This window comes from Stenotrophomonas sp. Steno-C15, from assembly GCF_056393265.1.
The window spans coordinates 1-18,265 of the sequence record NZ_JBWJPF010000039.1 but is presented as its reverse complement, the minus strand read 5'-3'; the positions used below and the strand labels follow the sequence as shown (position 1 = coordinate 18,265).

The following is an 18,265-nucleotide window of genomic DNA, read 5'->3' as shown; positions in this document are numbered from 1 at the left end:
ACCGGTGCACCATTTACGCATGGCGTGGCTTTACTGGCGGCGCACCGACTGCACGACCGACAGGCGGCGCAGGCGCCGCATGACCTCGGCCAGGTGGTTGCGGTCGCGCACCTGGATGTTGAACGCCAGCACGGCAGCGTTGAAGTCGCGATCCAGATAATCCACGCGCTCGATGTTGGACTGGCTCTGCGCGATCGCGGCGGCAAGCTGGGCCAGCACGCCGGTACCGTTCTCCACCTCCACCACCAGCGAGGTGTCGTAGTCACCGGAAACGGTGGTATCCCAGCCGATCAGCACCCAGCGCTCGGGCGACTTGCGCAGCTCGGCCAGGTTCGGGCAGTCCATGCGATGCACCACGATGCCCTTGCCGGCGGTGTGGTAGCCCATGATGTCGTCGCCGGGAATCGGCTGGCAGCAGCCCGCGAAGGTGACCACGCCGCGCTCGCTGCCATTGATCAGGATCTTCTCCTGCGAGTGGTGGCGCGAATGCGGGCCGCCACGCAGTTCCGCATAGGCCATCAGCGCCTGCGCGGCCTGGGTCGGCATCCAGTTGCCGAGCGCGACTTCGGCCAGCAGCGCCTCCAGGCGCGGGAAACGGTGTTCGGCCAGGAATGCATCCAGGCGCCCCTTCGGCAGCCGCTCCAGCGAGGAATCCATCGCCTCCAGCGCACGGTCAAGCATGCGGTGGCCCAGCTGCACGGCGTCCTCGTGCTCCAGCTGCTTGAGCTGGTGGCGGATCGCGGTGCGTGCCTTGCTGGTGACCACGAACTCCAGCCACTGCGGTTTGGGCGTGGCCGAACGCGCGGTGATGATCTCCACCGACTGCCCGGAGACCAGCTTGGTGCGCAACGGCACCAGCTTCTTGTCCACGCGCGAGGCCACCGCCATGTTGCCGACATCGGTATGCACGGCGTAAGCGAAATCGAGCGCGGTGGAATTGCGCGGCAGGGCCAGGATCTTCCCCTTCGGCGTGAACAGGTAGACCTCGTCCGGGAACAGGTCGACCTTCACGTTGTCGAGGAATTCCAGCGAGGAGCCGGCCGCGCGCTGCGAATCGATCAACTCGACGATCCACGCGTGGGCACGGCTCTGCGCGCTGTTGGGCGAATCGCCACCGAACTTGTAGGTCCAGTGTGCGGCCACGCCTCGCTCGGCAATCAGGTCCATTTCCTCGGTACGGATCTGCACCTCGATCGGCGAGCCATACGGTCCGAACAGCACGGTGTGCAGCGACTGGTAGCCGTTGGCCTTGGGAATGGCGATGAAGTCACGGAAGCGGCCGTCCAGCGGCTTGAACGTGGCATGCACCGAGCCCAGTGCGTGATAGCAGGTGGGCACGCTGCGCACGACCAGGCGGAACCCGAACACGTCCATCACCTGGTCGAAGCTCTTGTTCTCGTCGCGCATCTTGTTGTAGATGCTCCACGGCGTCTTGATGCGGCTGACCAGGCGGTGTTCGATGCCCTCCTTCGCCAGTCGCTGCGAGAGCTGCACTTCCACCTGCGCCATCGCCTCGCGGCGCACCACCGGCTGGCTGCGGATGTGCTTTTCCAGGATCGCGTGGCGCCACGGATACAACGCCTTGAAGCCCAGGTTCTGCAGCTCGCTCTTGACCAGGCTCATGCCCAGTCGCTGCGCGATCGGCGCGTAGATCTCCAGCGTCTCGCGGGCGATGCGGCTCCTCGCTTCGCGGCTCTGGGCGCCCAGCGTACGCATGTTGTGCAGGCGGTCGGCCAGCTTGATCATGATCACGCGCAGGTCGCGCGACATCGCCAGCAGCATCTTGCGGAAGCTCTCCGCGGCAGCTTCCTGGCGGTCCCGGAACTTCAGCTTGTCCAGCTTGGTCACGCCATCGACGAGTTCGGCAACCGGCTCGCCGAACTCGGCGGCCAGCGCCTCGCGGGTCAGCGGCGTGTCCTCGATGGTGTCGTGCAGGATCGCGGCGATCAGCGCTTCGACATCCAGGCCGAGCTCGGCCAGCACCTGCGCAACCGCCACAGGATGGGTGATGTAGGGCTCGCCCGACTTGCGTGTCTGCCCAGCGTGCGCAGCGGCCCCGACTTCCCAGGCACGGCGCAGCAGCGGCAGCTGCTCCGGCGGCAGGTAATGGGCGGCGCGTTCAAGCTGGAGGACGTAGTCGGGTACGGCGGCAGTGGGGGCTGCGGCGACCTTGGCAGTGGGGCCTGGGTTCATGCCCGAAGCCTATTCCAGCGCGACGTTTACGGCAAATCCTGAATGCGAAACAGCCCGCACGGGGCGGGCTGTTCGGCGTGTCCAGCGATGACGTTGATCGATGCGATCAATCGTCGTTCTTGGACATGTCTTCGTCGGCGACCACTTCCGCGGCGGCCCACTCCAGCGCTTCGCGCTCGGCGCGCTCACGCTCGGCCTTCTCGACTTCGTCGATCAGCGCGTTGTCGATCTTGCGGGCAGCGATCTCGCGCAGCGCCAGCACGGTCGGCTTGTCCTCGGTCTCGCTGTTGTCCAGCGTGGCCTGCACGCCATTGGCGAGCTGGCGGGCACGCTTGGAGGCCATCATGACCAGCTCGAAACGGTTGTTAACGACTTCCAGGCAATCTTCTACGGTGATGCGGGCCATACGGGCTCCCGGCGACCGGTCGGCCGCTCAGTCGAATGAGGGAAAGGGGACGGAGTGTACCGGCAGGGGCTGGACAAAATCAAGCCAACCCTCACCCGATTCTTTTGGAATCAGTCAGTTGCGCCCGGATCAGGGGTCAACAGGGCCTGGATCAGCCCGGCGTGGCGGACCTTCTGGGCCTCGCGGCGCAGGCGGCTGGCGGTGAAGATCGCGCACAGCTCGTCCACGGCGGTGTCGAACACCTCGTTGACGATGACGTAGTCGAACTCATTGAAGTGCAGCATCTCGTCGCGGGCGGCGCCCAGGCGCTGGGCGATCACCGCCTCGCTGTCCTGCCCACGCTTGCGCATGCGGTCCTGCAGGGCCTGCTTGGACGGCGGCAGGATGAACACGGTGACCGTGCCCGGTACCAGCTGCCGGACCTGCTGCGCGCCCTGCCAGTCGATCTCCAGCAGCACATCCTGGCCGGCCGCCAGCTGCGGTTCCACCGACTGCCGCGCCGTGCCCTTCCAGTCTCCGTGCACCCATGCATGCTCGAAGAAGTCGCCCGCAGCAATCATCTGCTCGAACTTCTCTGCGGTGACGAAGTGATAGTGCTCACCGTTCACTTCACCCGGTCGCATGGCCCGCGAAGTGAAGGAGATCGACAGGGCGATCTGCGGGTCGCGGGCCAGCGTCGCGTTGACGATGCTGCTCTTGCCGGCGCCTGAAGGGGCGGCAACGATGTACAGCGTGCCGCGCGCGATGGTGGCCGACGGGGTGGACGGGGCGCTCATGCACGGAACCCAACTGGTTGATTTCGCAAAATTTTTCCTCGATGTTCCAGACGTGGCGCGGAGGATCGCGCCAGGACGGCGGGGACTGCGCGGAACATCCTGGAACCAGGCCCGGCAGACGGCTCCCCGGGGTGCGGGCACGCAACTTTACCAGAGCGGCCCCTCCCCGCGCCCGGCCACACCCGGCCGGCCTTGTGCCACATGGGCATGCGGGGGGCTGTGCTATAACCGGCGCATTGCGGTCGTTCCCGGAAAGACGCTCGCGGCATGCTGGCGGTTCTCCCCTTCGACGGCCGTACCCACCGACAGCCCGGAGGCCTGCACGCCTCCCCGCCATCCAAGGAGAACGGCATGCCCTCGATGAGTCGCCGCCAGTTCCTGAAGGTCACCGGGACAACCCTGGTGGGCTCCAGCCTGGCCCTGATGGGCTTCGCGCCCGGCATCGCGCTCGCGGAGGTGCGGCAGTACAAGCTGACCCGCGCCACCGAGACCCGCAACACCTGTACGTACTGTTCGGTGGCCTGCGGGATCCTGATGTACAGCCTCGGCGATGGCGCCAAGAACGCCGAGCCGAGCATCTTCCACATCGAGGGCGACCCGGACCATCCGGTCAACCGCGGCACGCTGTGCCCGAAGGGCGCCGGCCTGGCCGACATCATCCACAGCAAATCGCGCCTGCTCTACCCGGAATACCGGGCACCGGGTACGAACGAGTGGAAGCGCCTGAGCTGGGACGACGCTCTGGACCGCATCGCGCGGCTGATGAAGGAAGACCGCGACGCCAACTTCGTGCAGAAGAACGAGGCGGGGCAGACGGTCAACCGCTGGCTGACCACGGGCATGCTGGCGGCCTCGGCCACCAGCAATGAAACCGCGGTATTGACCCACAAGGTCGTCCGCTCGCTTGGAATGCTCGCATTCGACAACCAGGCACGTGTCTGACACGGCCCGACGGTGGCAGGTCTTGCCCCGACGCTAGGCCGAGGTGCGATGACGAATCACTGGGTCGACATCAAGAATGCCGACCTGATCCTGATCATGGGTGGCAATGCCGCCGAGGCACACCCGTGCGGGTTCAAATGGGTGACCGAGGCCAAGGCACACAACAAGGCCCGCCTGATCGTCATCGATCCACGCTTCAACCGCTCGGCCGCGGTGGCCGATGTCTACGCGCCGATCCGCACCGGCACGGACATCGTGTTCCTGGGCGGCCTGATCAACTACCTGCTGGCCGAGGACCGCATCCAGCACGAGTACGTGCTGAACTACACCGACATGTCGTTCCTGGTGAAGGACGAATTCGCCTTCACCGACGGCCTGTACTCGGGCTATGACCCGCAGAAGCGCAGCTACGACCGCTCCAGCTGGGACTACCTGTATGGCGACGACGGTTACGTACGCAGCGACCCGACCCTGAAGGACCCGCGCTGCGTCTACAACCTGCTCAAGCAGCACTACGCACGCTATACCGTGGAGATGGTCGAACGCATCTGCGGTACGCCCGCCGACAGCATCCGCCAGATCTGGGACATGATCGCGTCCACCGCCGGCAAGGACAAGGCGATGACCATCCTGTACGCGCTGGGCTGGACGCAGCACTCCGTCGGTGCGCAGAACGTGCGCGCCGGCACGATGGTGCAGCTGCTGCTGGGCAACATCGGCGTGGCCGGCGGCGGCATGAACGCCCTGCGTGGGCATTCCAACATCCAGGGCCTGACCGACATCGGCCTGATGTCCGACCTGCTGCCGGGCTACCTGACACTGCCCAGGCAGGACGAGCAGGACTACAACGCCTACATCGCCAAGCGCACGCAGAAGCCGCTGCGCGCCAACCAGATGTCGTTCTGGCAGAACTACCCGAAGTTCCATGTCAGTCTGATGAAGTCGTGGTGGGGCGATGCCGCCACCGCCGACAACAACTGGTGCTTCGATCACCTGCCCAAGCTCGACAAGCCCTACGACATGCTGCAGGCCTACGAGCTGATGAACGAAGGCAGGATCCATGGCTACATCTGCCAGGGCTTCAACCCGCTGGCCTCGGCACCGAACAAGGGCAAGCTGATCAGCGCGTTCTCCAAGCTGAAGTTCATGGTCAGCATGGACCCGCTGGAAACCGAAACGATCGCCTTCTGGCAGAACCATGGCGCACTGAACGACGTCGACCCGAGCACCATCCAGACCGAAGTGTTCCGCCTGCCGACCACCTCGTTCGCCGAGGAGAACGGCGCGGTGGTGAACTCCTCGCGCTGGCTGCAATGGCACTGGAAGGGCGCCAACGCACCGGGCGAAGCGCGCAGCGACATCGAGATCATGTCCGAGCTGTTCCACCGCATCAAGGCGCTGTACGAGAAGGACGGCGGCGCGTGGTGGGAGCCGGTGCGCGACCTCGCCTGGAATTACGCCGACCCGAAACTGCCGACGCCGGAAGAACTGGCGATGGAGTACAACGGCAAGGCACTGGTGGACGTGTTCGATCCGAAGGACCCGACCCGGCTGGTGCGCAAGGCCGGCGAACAGCTGGCCGCGTTCGGCGACCTGCGCGACGACGGCAGCACGTCTTCCGGCTGCTGGATCTACATCGGTGCGTGGGGGCCGACCGGCAACATGATGGCACGGCGCGACAACAGCGATCCCACCGGTATCGGCAACACGCTGGGCTGGGCCTGGGCGTGGCCCGCCAACCGCCGCGTGATGTACAACCGCGCCTCGTGCGACGTCGCCGGGCAGCCGTTCGATCCGCGACGCACCCTGCTCGCCTGGAACGGCAGGAACTGGGGCAACATCGACGTGCCCGACTTCAAGGCCGATGAAGACCCGGCCGGCGGGATGGGCCCGTTCATCATGAACCCCGAGGGCATCGCCCGCTTCTTCGCCAAGGCCGGCATGGCCGAAGGCCCGTTCCCGGAACACTACGAGCCCTTCGACACGCCGTTGCGCAGCAACCCGCTGAGCCCGGGCCAGGCGCTGACGCTGAACAATCCGGCCGCGCGCGTGTTCGACAGCGACCGCGCGCAGATCGGCTCGCCGGACGAGTTCCCGCATGTGGCCACCACCTACCGGCTGACCGAGCATTTCCACTTCTGGACCAAGCACGGCAAGCTCAACGCCATCATCCAGCCGGAGCAGTTCGTCGAGATCGGCGCAGCCCTGGCCGACGAGCTGGGCATCGGCAACGGCAGTCGCGTGCGGGTCAGCTCCAAGCGTGGGCACATCGAAGCCGTAGCGATGGTGACCAAGCGCATCAAGGCACTGCAGATCGATGGCAGGACGGTGCACCAGGTGGGCGTGCCGATCCACTGGGGCTTCCTGGGTGCTGCCAAGCCCGGTTACATCGCCAATACGCTGACCAACGCCATCGGTGACGGCAATTCGCAGACGCCTGAATCGAAGTGCATCCTGGTCAAGGTCGAGAAGGTGTAGGAGACACGCCATGTCACTGCAATCGCTGGACATCATCCGCCGCTCGGCCACCACCACGCCCTCGCCGCAGGCGCGCGGCGCCCACACCGGGCAGGTCGCCAAACTGATCGACGTGAGCAAGTGCATCGGCTGCAAGGCCTGCCAGGTCGCCTGCATGGAGTGGAACGACCTGCGCGACGAGGTCGGCAGCTGCGTCGGCAGCTATGACAACCCGCCGGACCTGAGCGACCAGTCGTGGACGGTCATGAAGTTCCGCGAGTACGAGGACGAGAAGGGCAAGCTGGAGTGGCTGATCCGCAAGGAGGGCTGCATGCACTGCAGCGACCCGGGCTGCCTGAAAGCCTGCCCGTCGCCGGGCGCGATCATCCAGTACGCCAACGGCATCGTCGATTTCCAGGAGGAGAACTGCATCGGCTGCGGCTACTGCGTGACCGGCTGCCCGTTCGACGTGCCGCGGATCTCCAAGAAGGACCACAAGGCCTACAAGTGCACGCTGTGCTCGGACCGCGTGGCCGTGGGCCAGGAGCCGGCGTGCGTGAAGACCTGCCCGACCGGGGCGATCACGTTCGGCAGCAAGCAGGCGATGACCGAGCATGCCGCCGGCCGCGTCGAGGACCTGAAGTCACGCGGCTACGAGAATGCCGGGTTGTACGACCCGCAGGGCGTCGGTGGCACCCACGTGATGTACGTGCTGCAGCACGTGGACAAGCCGGAGCTGTACGCCGACCTGCCCAAGGACCCGCGCATCAGCCCCATGGTCGAGGTCTGGAAGGGGGTGGCCAAGCCGCTGGGCGTGCTGGCAATCGCCGCGACAGCCTTCGTGGGCTTCCTGCACTACATCGGCATCGGCCGCAACACGGTCAACGATGAGGAGGAAGAGCAGGCCGAGCACGAAGCAAAGAAGATCGAAGAGGAGCAGCGGCCATGAAGTACGCCCCGCACCCCCGCCAGATCGTGCGCTACCGCGCTCCGACCCGCATCAACCACTGGATCGTGGCGATCTGCTTCGTGCTGACCGCGCTGTCCGGCCTGGCCCTGTTCCACCCTGCGCTGTTCCCGTTGACGGCGCTGTTCGGTGGGGGGCCGTGGACACGCATCCTGCATCCCTTCGTCGGCCTGGCCATGGTGGTGGGCTTCGCCCTGCTCGCCTTCCGCATGTGGCGTGACAACCTGCCTACCGCCGACGACCGCGCGTGGCTGCGCGGCATGCGCGAAGTGCTGCGCAACGAGGATGAGACACTGCCACCGGTTGGCCGCTTCAACGCCGGCCAGAAACTGCTGTTCTGGGCGATCATCGGCTGCCTTTCAGCGTTGCTGCTGACCGGCTTCGTGATCTGGCGGCAGTATTTCAGCCATCTGTTCCCGATCGGCGTGATCCGTTTTTCGGTGCTGGTGCACGCACTGTTTGGCTGGGTACTGGTATGCGCCATCGTGGTGCACATCTATGCCGCGATCTGGATCAAGGGTTCGGTGCGCGCGATGACCCAGGGCAAGGTGACCTATGGGTGGGCCTACAAGCACCATCGGCAGTGGTTCAGGGACATCCTGCGCGGGCGGCGCGGAGAGGGGTAACGGCAGGGCCTGCGGCCCTGCACCCGCCGGATCAACGTCAACGTCAACGTCAAAAGCAGGTTGCCGCCGGATGGCGGGGTGGGTCCCGCTGCTGTTGGTGGGTGTCGACCTTGGTCGACACGATGAACACGGCAACAACCGATGGGGTCAGATCCGTTTTCCTTTGGAAAACGGATCTGACCCCGACCTTTCAGGTGGCCGGCAGCACGCTGGACGCCAGCGTCGACAACGGCGAGGATGGAGGCTGGTTCTTCCGGCTGGCCCCGCATGGCGCAACGCATCCTTGAACCCGGTGAGATCGAGACGCTGGCCTCGCGCGATGTCCCGCGCATCATCCTGCCGGATATCGCCTCGCTGTTCGGCGGACGCGCGGACCGGTTGCGCAGCCTGGCCGGACGCAGTGCCATCGGTGGCTACCTGCAGCTGCTGGCAGCACTGGCCGATGCACAACAGGCGCTGCTGGACGAACTGACGCCGCAGCAACGCGAGGCGCTGCAGGCGCAGGCCCGCGCGCAGCAGTCGAGCGCGGCGGCCCGCGCCGGCATGCCATTGCGGCCCGCCAACACGCTTCAGCTCGATGGCCGATGGCGCGACTGGTTGCGCGCGCTGTGCCGGCACTGCGCCGATGAAGCCGGGCTGCCTGTGGAGACCCGACAGGAACTGCAACGGGTTGCCGCGGCCGCTGACACCTGGCTGGATGCACAGGCGCATGCGGTGCTTGAGCGCGACGACGCACCGTCGGTGGACGCGGTCGCTGCCCTGCTGGTGATGAACGCGCTGCAGGTGTACTGGGCCGTACTCGCGGCCAGCTTCCGCCCCACCGACCTGAAACCGCTTGCCGATGCACCCGGGCTGTGCCCGCTGTGCGGCTCGTTGCCGGTGGCCAGTGTGGTGCAGGCGCGCCCACCCTACGCCTCCTACCGCTATCTGTCGTGCTCGCTGTGCGCCTGCCAGTGGCACTACGTGCGCGTGCAGTGCAGCCAATGCGGCGCGGCCGGCAAGGACATCGCCTATCGCGCGCTGGCCGAGGTCGACGGCGATGCAGGCGATGTGGTGCGTGAAGGCACGATCCGCGCCGAGACCTGCGATCACTGCCACAGCTACCGCAAGATTCTGTATCTGGAGAAGGATCCGGCGCTGGAGCCGGTCGCCGACGACCTCGGCACGCTGGCGCTGGATCTGTTGCTGGGCGAGGAAGGCTACATGCGCGCCAGCCAGAATCCGCTGCTCTGGCAGTCCGACGGCGACTGAACCGATGCCTCGCGTGCACGCCCCCACCGCCCCGGCCAGCGCCCTGCCCTCGCTGGACCGCCTGCTGCGCCTGCCGGCGTTGTCGACGCTGATCAGGGACCACGGCCGCAGCCGCATCGCCCATCTGCTGCGCGAGCACGTGCAGGGGTTGCGCGAGCGCAGCGGCTGCGGCCAGCTGTCACCGGAACAGCTGCAGCGGGCCGTCGCGGAACCCGGCGTGGTCGCGGCCCTGCAGTCGGCGCTGGCAGCCGATGCACGCCTGGATCTGCAGCCGGTATTCAACCTCACCGGCACGGTGCTGCATACGAATCTCGGCCGCGCGCTGTTGCCGGACGCCGCGGTACGCGCAGTGACCCGCGCGATGACGGCGCCGGTGGATCTGGAATTCGACATCGCCCTGGGCCGTCGAGGCGACCGCGATGCGCGCGTGCGGGCACTGGTCTGCGAACTGACCGGCGCCGAAGCAGCGACCGTGGTCAACAACAACGCAGCAGCAGTCCTGTTGCTGCTCAACAGCCTGGCCAATCGCCGCGAGGTAGTCGTGTCGCGGGGCGAACTGGTGGAAATCGGCGGCGCCTTCCGCATTCCCGATGTAATGCGCAGCGCCGGTGCGCGGCTGCGCGAAGTGGGCACCACCAACCGCACCCATCCGGCCGACTTCGACAGCGCCATCGGCACGCGCACCGCGCTGCTGATGGAAGTGCACGCCAGCAACTACGCCATCACCGGCTTCACCGCCAAGGTCGATACTGCACGGATGGCATCGATCGCGCACGGGCACGGGCTGCCACTGGCGGTGGACCTTGGCAGTGGCAGCCTGTGCGACCTGTCTGCCCACGGTCTACCGCGCGAACCTACAGTGCAGGAAACGCTGGCGGGGGGCGCCGACCTCGTCTCGTTCAGCGGCGACAAGCTGCTCGGTGGACCGCAGGCCGGGATCATTGCCGGCCGCGCCGACCTCATCGCACGCATCAACCGCAATCCGCTCAAGCGCGCCCTTCGTATGGACAAGATGGGCCTGGCCGCGCTGGAAGCGGTACTGGCGCTGTACCGCGAACCGGAACTGCTGCCGCAGCGGCTGCCGACCCTGCGCACGCTGTCCCGCGAACAGGGAGACATCCATGCGCAGGCACAGCGCCTGCTGCCTTCCGTGCAGCATGCGCTGGCCGCGCATTACGCGGTTGAAGCGGTGCCGATGTACAGCCAGGTCGGCAGTGGCGCGCAGCCACAGGCGCAACTGGCCAGCGCCGGCCTGCGCATCCGCGTCGCTGCAGCTGCCGGGTTGGACCGTCTGGCCAAGCGCCTGCGCGGCCTGCCACGGCCGGTGCTCGGGCGCATTGCCGAGGATGCGCTGTGGCTTGACCTGCGCGGGCTTGAGTACGGGGATGAGGCTGCTTTCCTCGCCCAGTGGAGCGCGCTGCAGGCATGATCGTCGGTACCGCCGGGCATATCGACCATGGCAAGACCAGCCTGGTGCGGGCACTGACCGGCATCGAAACCGATCGCCTGCAGGAAGAGCGCGCGCGCGGCATCTCCATAGAACTGGGGTATGCCTATGTGCCGGTGGAGGCCGCACGCGGAGAGGGGCCTCCGGCGATGCTGGGCTTCGTCGATGTGCCGGGTCACGAGCGCTTCGTGCACACGATGGTGGCCGGTGCCACCGGCATCGATGTGGCGCTGCTGGTGATCGCCGCCGATGACGGCGTGATGCCGCAGACCCGTGAGCATCTGTCGATCCTGCAGCTGCTGGGTGTGGACCGCGCTGCAGTGGCATTGACCAAGATCGACCGTGTGGATGCGGCGCGCATTGCCGAGGCCGAAGCGGAGATCGTTGCCCTGCTGGCCGGCACACCGCTGCAGGGGTCTGCAGTATTCGCCTGCAACAGCACCGACAGCGCGGATGCCGGCATCCATGCGCTGCGCGCCCACCTGCATGCGTGGGCCGCCGCTAACGACAGCCGCCGGACGGCCCAGCGCCGCAGCGAGCTGTTCCGCATGCCGGTGGATCGCGTGTTCTCGCTGGCCGGTCACGGCACACTGGTCACCGGCGCGGTACAGGGCGGCGTGGCCGCGGTCGGCGCGCATCTGCAGTTGATGCCGACCGCCATCGACGTGCGCATCCGCAGCATCCATGCGCAGAACCAGGCCAGTGGACAGGCTGCCGCGGGACAGCGCTGTGCCCTGAACCTGGCCGCCATCGCCCGCGACGGCATCACCCGCGGCGACTGGATCGCCGATCCGCGCGCGCTGCAGGCCACCACCCGCGTCGACGTACGCCTTCGCCTTGCCGCACAGGTGCGGCCCCTGCGCGACTGGACACCGCTGCACATCCACTGGGGCACGATGCACCGGCAGGCCCATGTGGTGCTGCTGGAGGATGAAGACAGTGGCAACGGCCAGCTGGTGCAGCTGGTGTTCGATGCCCCGGTCTGCGCGATGTGCGGCGACCGCTTCATCGCCCGCGATTCGGCTGCAGCGCATACGCTGGGCGGCGGCACCGTGCTCGATCCCGATCCACCGCAACGACGTCGGCGCAGCCCGGCACGCCGGGCGTGGTTGGCAGCCCTGGAGCAGCTGGCCGCAGGCACGGGAATCGGCCCGCTGCTGCAGCAGGCACCGGCCGGCATCGCGCTGGCCGCACTGCAACGCTACTGCCGGCGTGAGGCCGCACAGATCGATCTCCCTGCAGATGCCCGGCGCATCGCCACCCGCGAGGACACGGTGATCATCCTCACCTCGCACTGGCAGGCGCTGCGCGAACAGGTGATCCGCTCGCTGCATGACTGGCACGAGCGACGGCCGGACGAGCCCGGTGTCGACAGCGGGCGCCTGCAGCGCAGCACCCTGCCCGCGCTCTCGACCAGTCTCTGGAACGCGCTGCTGCAGGACCTGTTCGACGATTGCGCGTTGCAGCGCGTGGGCGCGTGGTGGCGGCTGCCAGGCCACGACCATGCGCCGCCGGAACGCGAGCGCGCGCTTCTCGAACGCGTGCTCCCGCGTCTGGATGCCGGTGGTTTCGATCCGCCCTGGGTGCGCACGCTTGCGGCCGATCTCGGCTTCGCCGAGGAGGAGATGCGTGCGGTCCTGCGTCGCGCCGCAGCGCGCGGCGAGCTGTTCCAGGTGGTGCCGGACCTGTTCTACGCACCGGCCCGCATCGACGCGCTGGCGGCAACGGTCGCCCGGCTGTCACAGGCAACCGGCATGGTGGATGCTGCAGCATTCCGCGATGCCATCGGCCTGGGCCGCAAGCGCAGCATCCAGATCTTGGAGTTCTTCAATCGCGTTGGCTACACTCGACGCGTCGGTGACCAGCATCGGCCGCGCGGCGACCTGCAATGGAACACCGCCCACGGTTGACTGCACCGGTACCGCCGTACCTTCGGAAGGCATGCGCATCCGGGCATGCGGCTGGGCTTCAAACCCAGCAGGGGGCGTCGATCGCTCCCTGGTAGGTTCGACTCCTGCTGCCTTCCGCCATTCGTGTTCCTGCAGGAGATGCCGGCATGGCCTCGCATGTGCAGTCCCCACTCCCCCCGTCGGCCGAGGCTCCGCAGCGATTGACGTCGCTGGCCCACGGCGGCGGTTGTGGCTGCAAGATCGCACCCGGCGTGCTGGCCGAACTGCTGCGGGGCACCCCGGCGTTCCCTGCGCCGGCCGAACTGCTGGTCGGCCGCGAGACCAGTGACGATGCCGCGGTCTACCGGCTTGATGATCGCCAGGCGATCGTCGCCACCACCGACTTTTTCATGCCGATCGTCGATGACCCGTTCGACTTCGGCCGCATCGCCGCCACCAATGCGCTGTCGGACCTGTATGCGATGGGCGCGCGGCCGCTGTTCGCACTGGCCATCGTCGGCATGCCCATCAATACGCTGCCACAGGACACGATCCGCGGCATCCTGCAGGGCGGCGAACGTGCCTGTGCCGACGCCGGCATCGTGGTGGCCGGGGGCCACAGCATCGACTCGGTGGAGCCGATCTATGGCCTGGCCGCGATCGGCGTGCTGGATCCGCAGCGGCTCAAGCGCAATGCCGATGCCCGCGCCGGCGATGTGCTGGTGCTGGGCAAGCCATTGGGCGTGGGCGTGTATTCGTCGGCGCTGAAGAAAGAAGTGCTGAATGCCGAGGGCTACCGGCAGATGGTCGAGTCGACCACCCGCCTGAACAGCGTGGGCCTGCCCCTTGCCGCGCTGGACGGCGTGCATGCCATGACCGACGTCACCGGCTTCGGCCTGCTCGGCCATCTGCTGGAGGTGTGCCGTGCCAGCGGGGTCGCCGCCGAGGTGGACAGCACACAGGTGCCTCTGCTGCCGCAGACCCTGGACCTGCTGCAACGTGGCTGCGTTACCGGCGCATCCAACCGCAACTGGGCCTCGTATGGCGGCCAGGTGCATTTCGCCGAAGGCGTGGCCGCCCACTGGCAGCCACTGCTGACCGACCCGCAGACCAGCGGCGGCCTGCTCGTATCCTGCGCAGCGGACGCCGTGGATGCGGTGAAAGCCGTTTTTGCCGACGCCGGGTTTGCCCAGACCGCGGTGATCGGCCAGCTGCTGGCGGGGCCCGCCGGCGTCAGCGTGCGCTGAAACGATGAGGGCGCCCGAAGGCGCCCCGCAGCATCACTCGATGTTCTGCACCTGCTCGCGGATCTGGTCGATCAGCACCTTCAGCTCGACTGCGGCATTGGACGTGCGGCTGTCCACCGACTTCGAGCCCAGCGTGTTGGCTTCACGATTGAACTCCTGCAGCAGGAAGTCCAGGCGGCGGCCGACCGGCTCGCGCTGCGTGAGCACGCGGCGGATCTCGACGATGTGGCTCGACAGGCGGTCCAGCTCCTCATCCACATCCAGCTTCTGCAGCCACAGCACCAGCTCCTGCTCGGCGCGGCCGGGATCGACCGGATGCGGCAGATCGGCCAGGCGCGCAGCCAGCTTGGCACGCTGGCCATCACGGATGGCGGGAATCAGCGTGCGGACGTCACCCGCGATGCGCTCGATGCCATCCACGCGCTCGGCAATGGCCGCGGCGAGCTTGCCGCCCTCGCGCTCGCGGGCTTCGACGAATCCGTCCAGCACCTGATCCAGCAAGGCCAGCGCCTCGACCTGCAGGGCCGCCGCATCGGTGGCCTCGCCCCGGGTCACGCCCGGCAGCTGCAGCAGATCGGTGAAGCTCACCTGCAGGTTGGGAAAATCCGACGTCAGGCGGTGGGCCAGATGCCCGAGCTGGCCCAGCAGGGCCTCATCGACCTGCAGATTCCCCGCCGCGTCCGGCGCACGCAGTCGCAGCACCAGATCCAGCTTGCCGCGGCTCAGGCGCGCGGCGATGCGCTCGCGCAGCTGCGGCTCCAATGCCCGCAGCTCTTCAGGCAGGCGGGTGCCGACCTCCAGGAAGCGGTGGTTGACCGAGCGCAGCTCGCAGCCCAGCGTGCCCCACGGGGTGACCCGCTCGCCACCCGCGTAGGCGGTCATGCTTCGAATCATGGAATGTGTCCGGTGCGTGCAAAGGGGGAATGGTACCCTAGCGCCCTCACCAGAGCCCCCCTGCCCGCCCCGTGAAGGTCGCGGGCATGGCGGCGTACTCCCCGCCCTTACGGAACCCGCATCATGTCCGATTCCCGCCCCAGTGGCCGCCAGCCCGACCAGCTCCGTCCGGTCGTCATCCAACGCGGCTTCACCCGCCACGCCGAAGGCTCGGTACTGGTGTGCTTCGGTGAAACCCGCGTGCTGTGCACGGCCAGCGTCGAGAACCGGGTTCCGGGCTTCCTGCGCGGCAAGGGCGAAGGCTGGGTGACCGCCGAGTACGGCATGCTGCCGCGCGCCACCCACACCCGCAGCGACCGTGAAGCGGCGCGTGGCAAGCAGGGCGGCCGCACGCTGGAGATCCAGCGCCTGATCGGCCGCAGCCTGCGCGCCTGCGTGGACCGCAATGCCCTCGGCGAACGCACCATCACCCTGGACTGCGACGTGCTGCAGGCCGACGGCGGCACCCGCACCGCGGCCATCACCGGCGCCTACGTGGCCCTGGTCGACGCCGTGAACGTGCTCATCAAGCGCGGCGAGATCAAGCGCAACCCGATCCTGGGTGCGGTGGCAGCGGTGTCGGTGGGCGTTTACCGCGGCACTCCGGTGCTGGACCTGGACTATGCCGAAGACAGCGACTGCGACACCGACATGAACGTGGTGATGAACGATGGCGGTGGCTTCATCGAGCTGCAGGGCACTGCCGAAGGCCATGCCTTCCGCCGCGATGAACTGGACGCGCTACTGGGACTGGCCGATAAGGGCGTGAACGAACTGCTGGCCGCACAGCAGGCGGCGCTGTCGGCATGAACCGGCGCCTTGCCCTGACCACCCTGGTGGTGGCCGACTATGACGAGGCCATCGCCTGGTATACCGGCAAGCTCGGCTTCGCACTGCTGGAGGACATCGACCAGGGCCACAAGCGATGGGTCGTGGTCGGACCGACAGACGGCAGCGCCGCTGCCCTGCTGCTGGCGCGCGCCAGCAACGAGGAACAGCGCAGCCGCATCGGCAACCAGACCGGTGGGCGCGTTGCGTTCTTCCTCAACACCGACGACTTCCACCGCGACCATGCGGCGATGCTGGCCGCCGGGGTGGAGTTCCTGGAATCGCCGCGCGAAGAACCCTATGCAACGGTCGCGGTGTTTCGCGATCTGTATGGCAACACCTGGGACCTGCTGGAGCCCCGTCAATGAAGAAACTGGTACTGGCCAGCCACAACGCCGGCAAGCTGGTGGAGATGCAGGAGATCCTTGCCGACCTGCCGCTGCAGATCACCTCGGCCGCCGAACTGGGCCTGGGCGACGTAGAAGAGACCGGTCTGACCTTCGTCGAGAACGCGCTGCTGAAGGCGCGCGCGGCCTGCGAAGCGACCGGCCTGCCGGCGCTGGCCGATGATTCGGGGCTGATCGTCGATGCGCTCGGCGGCGCACCCGGCCTGTACAGCGCGCGCTATGCCGGCCACCCGACCAATGCCGCCGCCAACAACGCCAAGCTGCTGGACGCGATGGCCGACATCCCCGATGGCCAGCGCAGCGCCCGCTTCTATGCGGTGATCGTGCTCCTGCGCCACGCCACCGACCCGCAACCGCTGATCTGCGAGGGCCGCTGGGAAGGGCAGATCATCCGCGAACTGCGTGGCACGAACGGTTTTGGCTACAACCCGGTATTCCTGGACACCACCCACGGCCTGACCGCTGCGGAAATGGAGCCGGCCCTGAAGAACGCCATCAGCCACCGTGCCATTGCCCTGCAGCAGCTCAAGCAGCAGCTGGCGACGCTGTACTGAAGCCATCCGATCGAACCAGGGAAGCCGGCCAACGGCCGGCACTACCGATGAAGCCCATGCCGCACGCCCACGACCACTGCAACCACCTGCCCGGCGAAGCCTGCTCCGCTGACCACGACAGCCCACCGCGACTGGTGCCACCGCCGCTGTCGTTGTACGTGCACCTGCCGTGGTGCGTGCGCAAATGCCCGTACTGCGATTTCAACTCGCACCAGGCCAAGGGCGAGCTGCCGTTCGAGGCCTACATCGATGCACTGCTGCGCGACCTGGACCAGGACCTGCCGCTGGTCTGGGGCCGGGTGGTGCACAGCGTGTTCTTCGGCGGTGGCACGCCCAGCCTGTTCCCGCCGGAGGCGATCGATCGCTTCCTGCAGCAGGCCAGCGCCCGCCTGCGCTTCGCGCCGAACGCCGAGATCACGCTGGAAACCAATCCCGGCACCGCCGAGCATGGCCGCTTCGACCGCTACCGCGCGGCCGGCGTGAACCGCCTGAGCTTCGGCATCCAGAGCTTCGACGACGAAGCGCTGAAGCGGCTGGGCCGCATCCACGACAGTGGCGAAGCCGAGCGTGCGGTGAAGATGGCCCAGGATGCGGGGTACGACAATTTCAACATCGACCTGATGTACGCACTGCCCGAGCAGACGCTGGCCGGTGCCGAATCGGACCTCGAGCGCGCCTTTGCACTGCAGCCGGCGCACATCTCGCACTACCAGCTGACCCTGGAACCGAACACGGTGTTCTTCGCGCGCCCGCCGCAGGGCATTCCCGATGAAGACAACGCCTGGGACATGCAGGAACACTGCCAGGCGCTGCTGGCGCAGGCCGGCTTCGGCCAGTACGAGGTCAGCGCCTACGCGCGCCCCGGCCGGCAGAGCGCGCACAATCTGAACTACTGGCGCTTCGGCGATTACCTGGGCATCGGCGCCGGTGCACACGGCAAGATCAGTTCCGGCGCCGAAGAGCACGTGCTGCGGCGCTGGAAGCTCAAGCATCCGCAGGCCTACCTGGACAGCGCTGGCACCCCGGCGTCGTTCGGTGGCGATGACGTGATCACGCCCGCGCGGCTTCCGTTCGAGTACATGCTCAACCTGCTGCGCCTGCACGAGGGCTTCAGCCTGCGTGATTTTGAATCGCGCACCGGCCTGCCGCGCAGCGTGCTCGACGCACCGCTAGCCGAGGCCGTGCAGCGCGGCTGGCTGGAGACGGCCGATGGCCAGGTCCGCCCGACCGAACTGGGCCGCCGTTTCACCAATGATGTGGTGAGCCTGTTCCTGGACGAATGAGCGCCCCGTCGCATCCGCCGGGCATGGCCCGGCGCTACCCACCGGCCAGCATGCCGTCG

General features: G+C 67.4%; 15 protein-coding genes and 1 tRNA gene. 12 read left to right on the top strand and 4 right to left on the bottom strand.

Annotated features, from left to right (window positions below; all coding sequences use genetic code 11):
• Positions 1-30 precede the first annotated feature (30 nt).
• From AC06FB_RS18315 to gmk, 3 genes are all read right to left on the bottom strand, one after another.
• Positions 31-2,193: a RelA/SpoT family protein gene (locus AC06FB_RS18315; RefSeq protein WP_053519455.1), complete on the bottom strand. Its 2,163-nt coding sequence runs from the start codon at positions 2,191-2,193 to the stop codon at positions 31-33.
• 106 nt (positions 2,194-2,299) lie between these two features.
• A complete protein-coding gene (gene rpoZ / locus AC06FB_RS18310; RefSeq protein WP_005410877.1) occupies positions 2,300-2,599 on the bottom strand; it encodes a DNA-directed RNA polymerase subunit omega in 300 nt (99 codons plus the stop codon).
• A 110-nt stretch (positions 2,600-2,709) separates the two neighbouring features.
• Positions 2,710-3,375 carry a guanylate kinase gene (gene gmk, locus AC06FB_RS18305; RefSeq protein ID WP_053519456.1) on the bottom strand — a complete coding sequence of 222 codons (666 nt, stop codon included), beginning with the start codon at positions 3,373-3,375 and terminating at the stop codon, positions 2,710-2,712.
• A gap of 351 nt (positions 3,376-3,726) precedes the next feature.
• Between gmk and fdnG the strand changes: the two genes are divergently transcribed.
• The 8 genes from fdnG to selD all read left to right on the top strand — a co-directional run bounded on the left by fdnG (position 3,727) and on the right by selD (position 14,201).
• A complete protein-coding gene (gene fdnG / locus AC06FB_RS18300) occupies positions 3,727-6,795 on the top strand; it encodes a formate dehydrogenase-N subunit alpha (RefSeq protein WP_146256248.1) in 3,069 nt (1,022 codons plus the stop codon).
• A 10-nt stretch (positions 6,796-6,805) separates the two neighbouring features.
• On the top strand, positions 6,806-7,723 hold the full coding sequence (gene fdxH / locus AC06FB_RS18295; RefSeq protein WP_065181684.1) for a formate dehydrogenase subunit beta: 918 nt from the start codon (positions 6,806-6,808) through the stop codon (positions 7,721-7,723).
• Positions 7,720-8,367, top strand: coding sequence for a formate dehydrogenase subunit gamma (locus AC06FB_RS18290; RefSeq protein WP_053519460.1), 648 nt, complete (start codon positions 7,720-7,722; stop codon positions 8,365-8,367). Before fdxH ends, AC06FB_RS18290 begins: the two co-directional genes overlap by 4 nt.
• A gap of 267 nt (positions 8,368-8,634) precedes the next feature.
• Positions 8,635-9,618, top strand: a complete 984-nt coding sequence (fdhE, locus tag AC06FB_RS18285) for a formate dehydrogenase accessory protein FdhE (protein ID WP_368865924.1) — start codon at positions 8,635-8,637, stop codon at positions 9,616-9,618.
• Positions 9,619-9,622: 4 nt separating this feature from the next.
• Positions 9,623-11,047 (top strand): L-seryl-tRNA(Sec) selenium transferase, encoded by a 1,425-nt coding sequence (selA, locus tag AC06FB_RS18280; protein WP_478053964.1) that lies wholly within the window; start codon positions 9,623-9,625, stop codon positions 11,045-11,047.
• The gene (gene selB / locus AC06FB_RS18275; RefSeq protein ID WP_368865922.1) at positions 11,044-12,975 is read left to right on the top strand and encodes a selenocysteine-specific translation elongation factor; all 1,932 of its coding nucleotides are present in this window, start codon (positions 11,044-11,046) and stop codon (positions 12,973-12,975) included. The genes selA and selB overlap by 4 nt, the downstream gene beginning before the upstream one ends.
• Positions 12,976-12,999: 24 nt before the next feature.
• A tRNA-Sec gene (locus AC06FB_RS18270) sits at positions 13,000-13,095 on the top strand.
• 26 nt (positions 13,096-13,121) lie between these two features.
• A complete protein-coding gene (selD, locus tag AC06FB_RS18265; RefSeq protein WP_180875892.1) occupies positions 13,122-14,201 on the top strand; it encodes a selenide, water dikinase SelD in 1,080 nt (359 codons plus the stop codon).
• Between the two features lie 33 nt (positions 14,202-14,234).
• Here the strand turns inward: selD and AC06FB_RS18260 are convergent, their stop codons facing one another.
• Positions 14,235-15,095, bottom strand: a complete 861-nt coding sequence (locus tag AC06FB_RS18260) for a YicC/YloC family endoribonuclease (RefSeq protein ID WP_053519464.1) — start codon at positions 15,093-15,095, stop codon at positions 14,235-14,237.
• Positions 15,096-15,218: 123 nt separating this feature from the next.
• On the opposite strand from AC06FB_RS18260, the gene rph reads away from it, so the two are divergent.
• From rph to hemW, 4 genes are read left to right on the top strand one after another with little or no spacing between them, the layout of a single operon-like run.
• Complete coding sequence (gene rph / locus AC06FB_RS18255; protein ID WP_197572420.1) at positions 15,219-15,944, top strand: ribonuclease PH; 726 nt, start codon at positions 15,219-15,221, stop codon at positions 15,942-15,944.
• Complete coding sequence (locus AC06FB_RS18250; RefSeq protein ID WP_053519466.1) at positions 15,941-16,330, top strand: VOC family protein; 390 nt, start codon at positions 15,941-15,943, stop codon at positions 16,328-16,330. The genes rph and AC06FB_RS18250 overlap by 4 nt, the downstream gene beginning before the upstream one ends.
• Positions 16,327-16,923 carry an RdgB/HAM1 family non-canonical purine NTP pyrophosphatase gene (rdgB, locus tag AC06FB_RS18245; RefSeq protein ID WP_005410891.1) on the top strand — a complete coding sequence of 199 codons (597 nt, stop codon included), beginning with the start codon at positions 16,327-16,329 and terminating at the stop codon, positions 16,921-16,923. Before AC06FB_RS18250 ends, rdgB begins: the two co-directional genes overlap by 4 nt.
• A 56-nt stretch (positions 16,924-16,979) precedes the next feature.
• Complete coding sequence (gene hemW, locus AC06FB_RS18240) at positions 16,980-18,206, top strand: radical SAM family heme chaperone HemW (RefSeq protein WP_128988524.1); 1,227 nt, start codon at positions 16,980-16,982, stop codon at positions 18,204-18,206.
• Positions 18,207-18,265 lie beyond the last annotated feature (59 nt).

What these genes read in the sequence shown, in the direction of transcription:
- AC06FB_RS18315 (WP_053519455.1), bottom strand. Translation starts at nt 2,193, where the DNA reads ATGAACCCAGGCCCCACTGCCAAGGTCGCCGCAGCCCCCACTGCCGCC.
- rpoZ (WP_005410877.1), bottom strand. Translation starts at nt 2,599, where the DNA reads ATGGCCCGCATCACCGTAGAAGATTGCCTGGAAGTCGTTAACAACCGT.
- gmk (WP_053519456.1), bottom strand. Translation starts at nt 3,375, where the DNA reads ATGAGCGCCCCGTCCACCCCGTCGGCCACCATCGCGCGCGGCACGCTG.
- fdxH (WP_065181684.1), top strand. Translation starts at nt 6,806, where the DNA reads ATGTCACTGCAATCGCTGGACATCATCCGCCGCTCGGCCACCACCACG.
- AC06FB_RS18290 (WP_053519460.1), top strand. Translation starts at nt 7,720, where the DNA reads ATGAAGTACGCCCCGCACCCCCGCCAGATCGTGCGCTACCGCGCTCCG.
- fdhE (WP_368865924.1), top strand. Translation starts at nt 8,635, where the DNA reads ATGGCGCAACGCATCCTTGAACCCGGTGAGATCGAGACGCTGGCCTCG.
- selA (WP_478053964.1), top strand. Translation starts at nt 9,623, where the DNA reads ATGCCTCGCGTGCACGCCCCCACCGCCCCGGCCAGCGCCCTGCCCTCG.
- selB (WP_368865922.1), top strand. Translation starts at nt 11,044, where the DNA reads ATGATCGTCGGTACCGCCGGGCATATCGACCATGGCAAGACCAGCCTG.
- selD (WP_180875892.1), top strand. Translation starts at nt 13,122, where the DNA reads ATGGCCTCGCATGTGCAGTCCCCACTCCCCCCGTCGGCCGAGGCTCCG.
- AC06FB_RS18260 (WP_053519464.1), bottom strand. Translation starts at nt 15,095, where the DNA reads ATGATTCGAAGCATGACCGCCTACGCGGGTGGCGAGCGGGTCACCCCG.
- rph (WP_197572420.1), top strand. Translation starts at nt 15,219, where the DNA reads ATGTCCGATTCCCGCCCCAGTGGCCGCCAGCCCGACCAGCTCCGTCCG.
- AC06FB_RS18250 (WP_053519466.1), top strand. Translation starts at nt 15,941, where the DNA reads ATGAACCGGCGCCTTGCCCTGACCACCCTGGTGGTGGCCGACTATGAC.
- rdgB (WP_005410891.1), top strand. Translation starts at nt 16,327, where the DNA reads ATGAAGAAACTGGTACTGGCCAGCCACAACGCCGGCAAGCTGGTGGAG.
- hemW (WP_128988524.1), top strand. Translation starts at nt 16,980, where the DNA reads ATGCCGCACGCCCACGACCACTGCAACCACCTGCCCGGCGAAGCCTGC.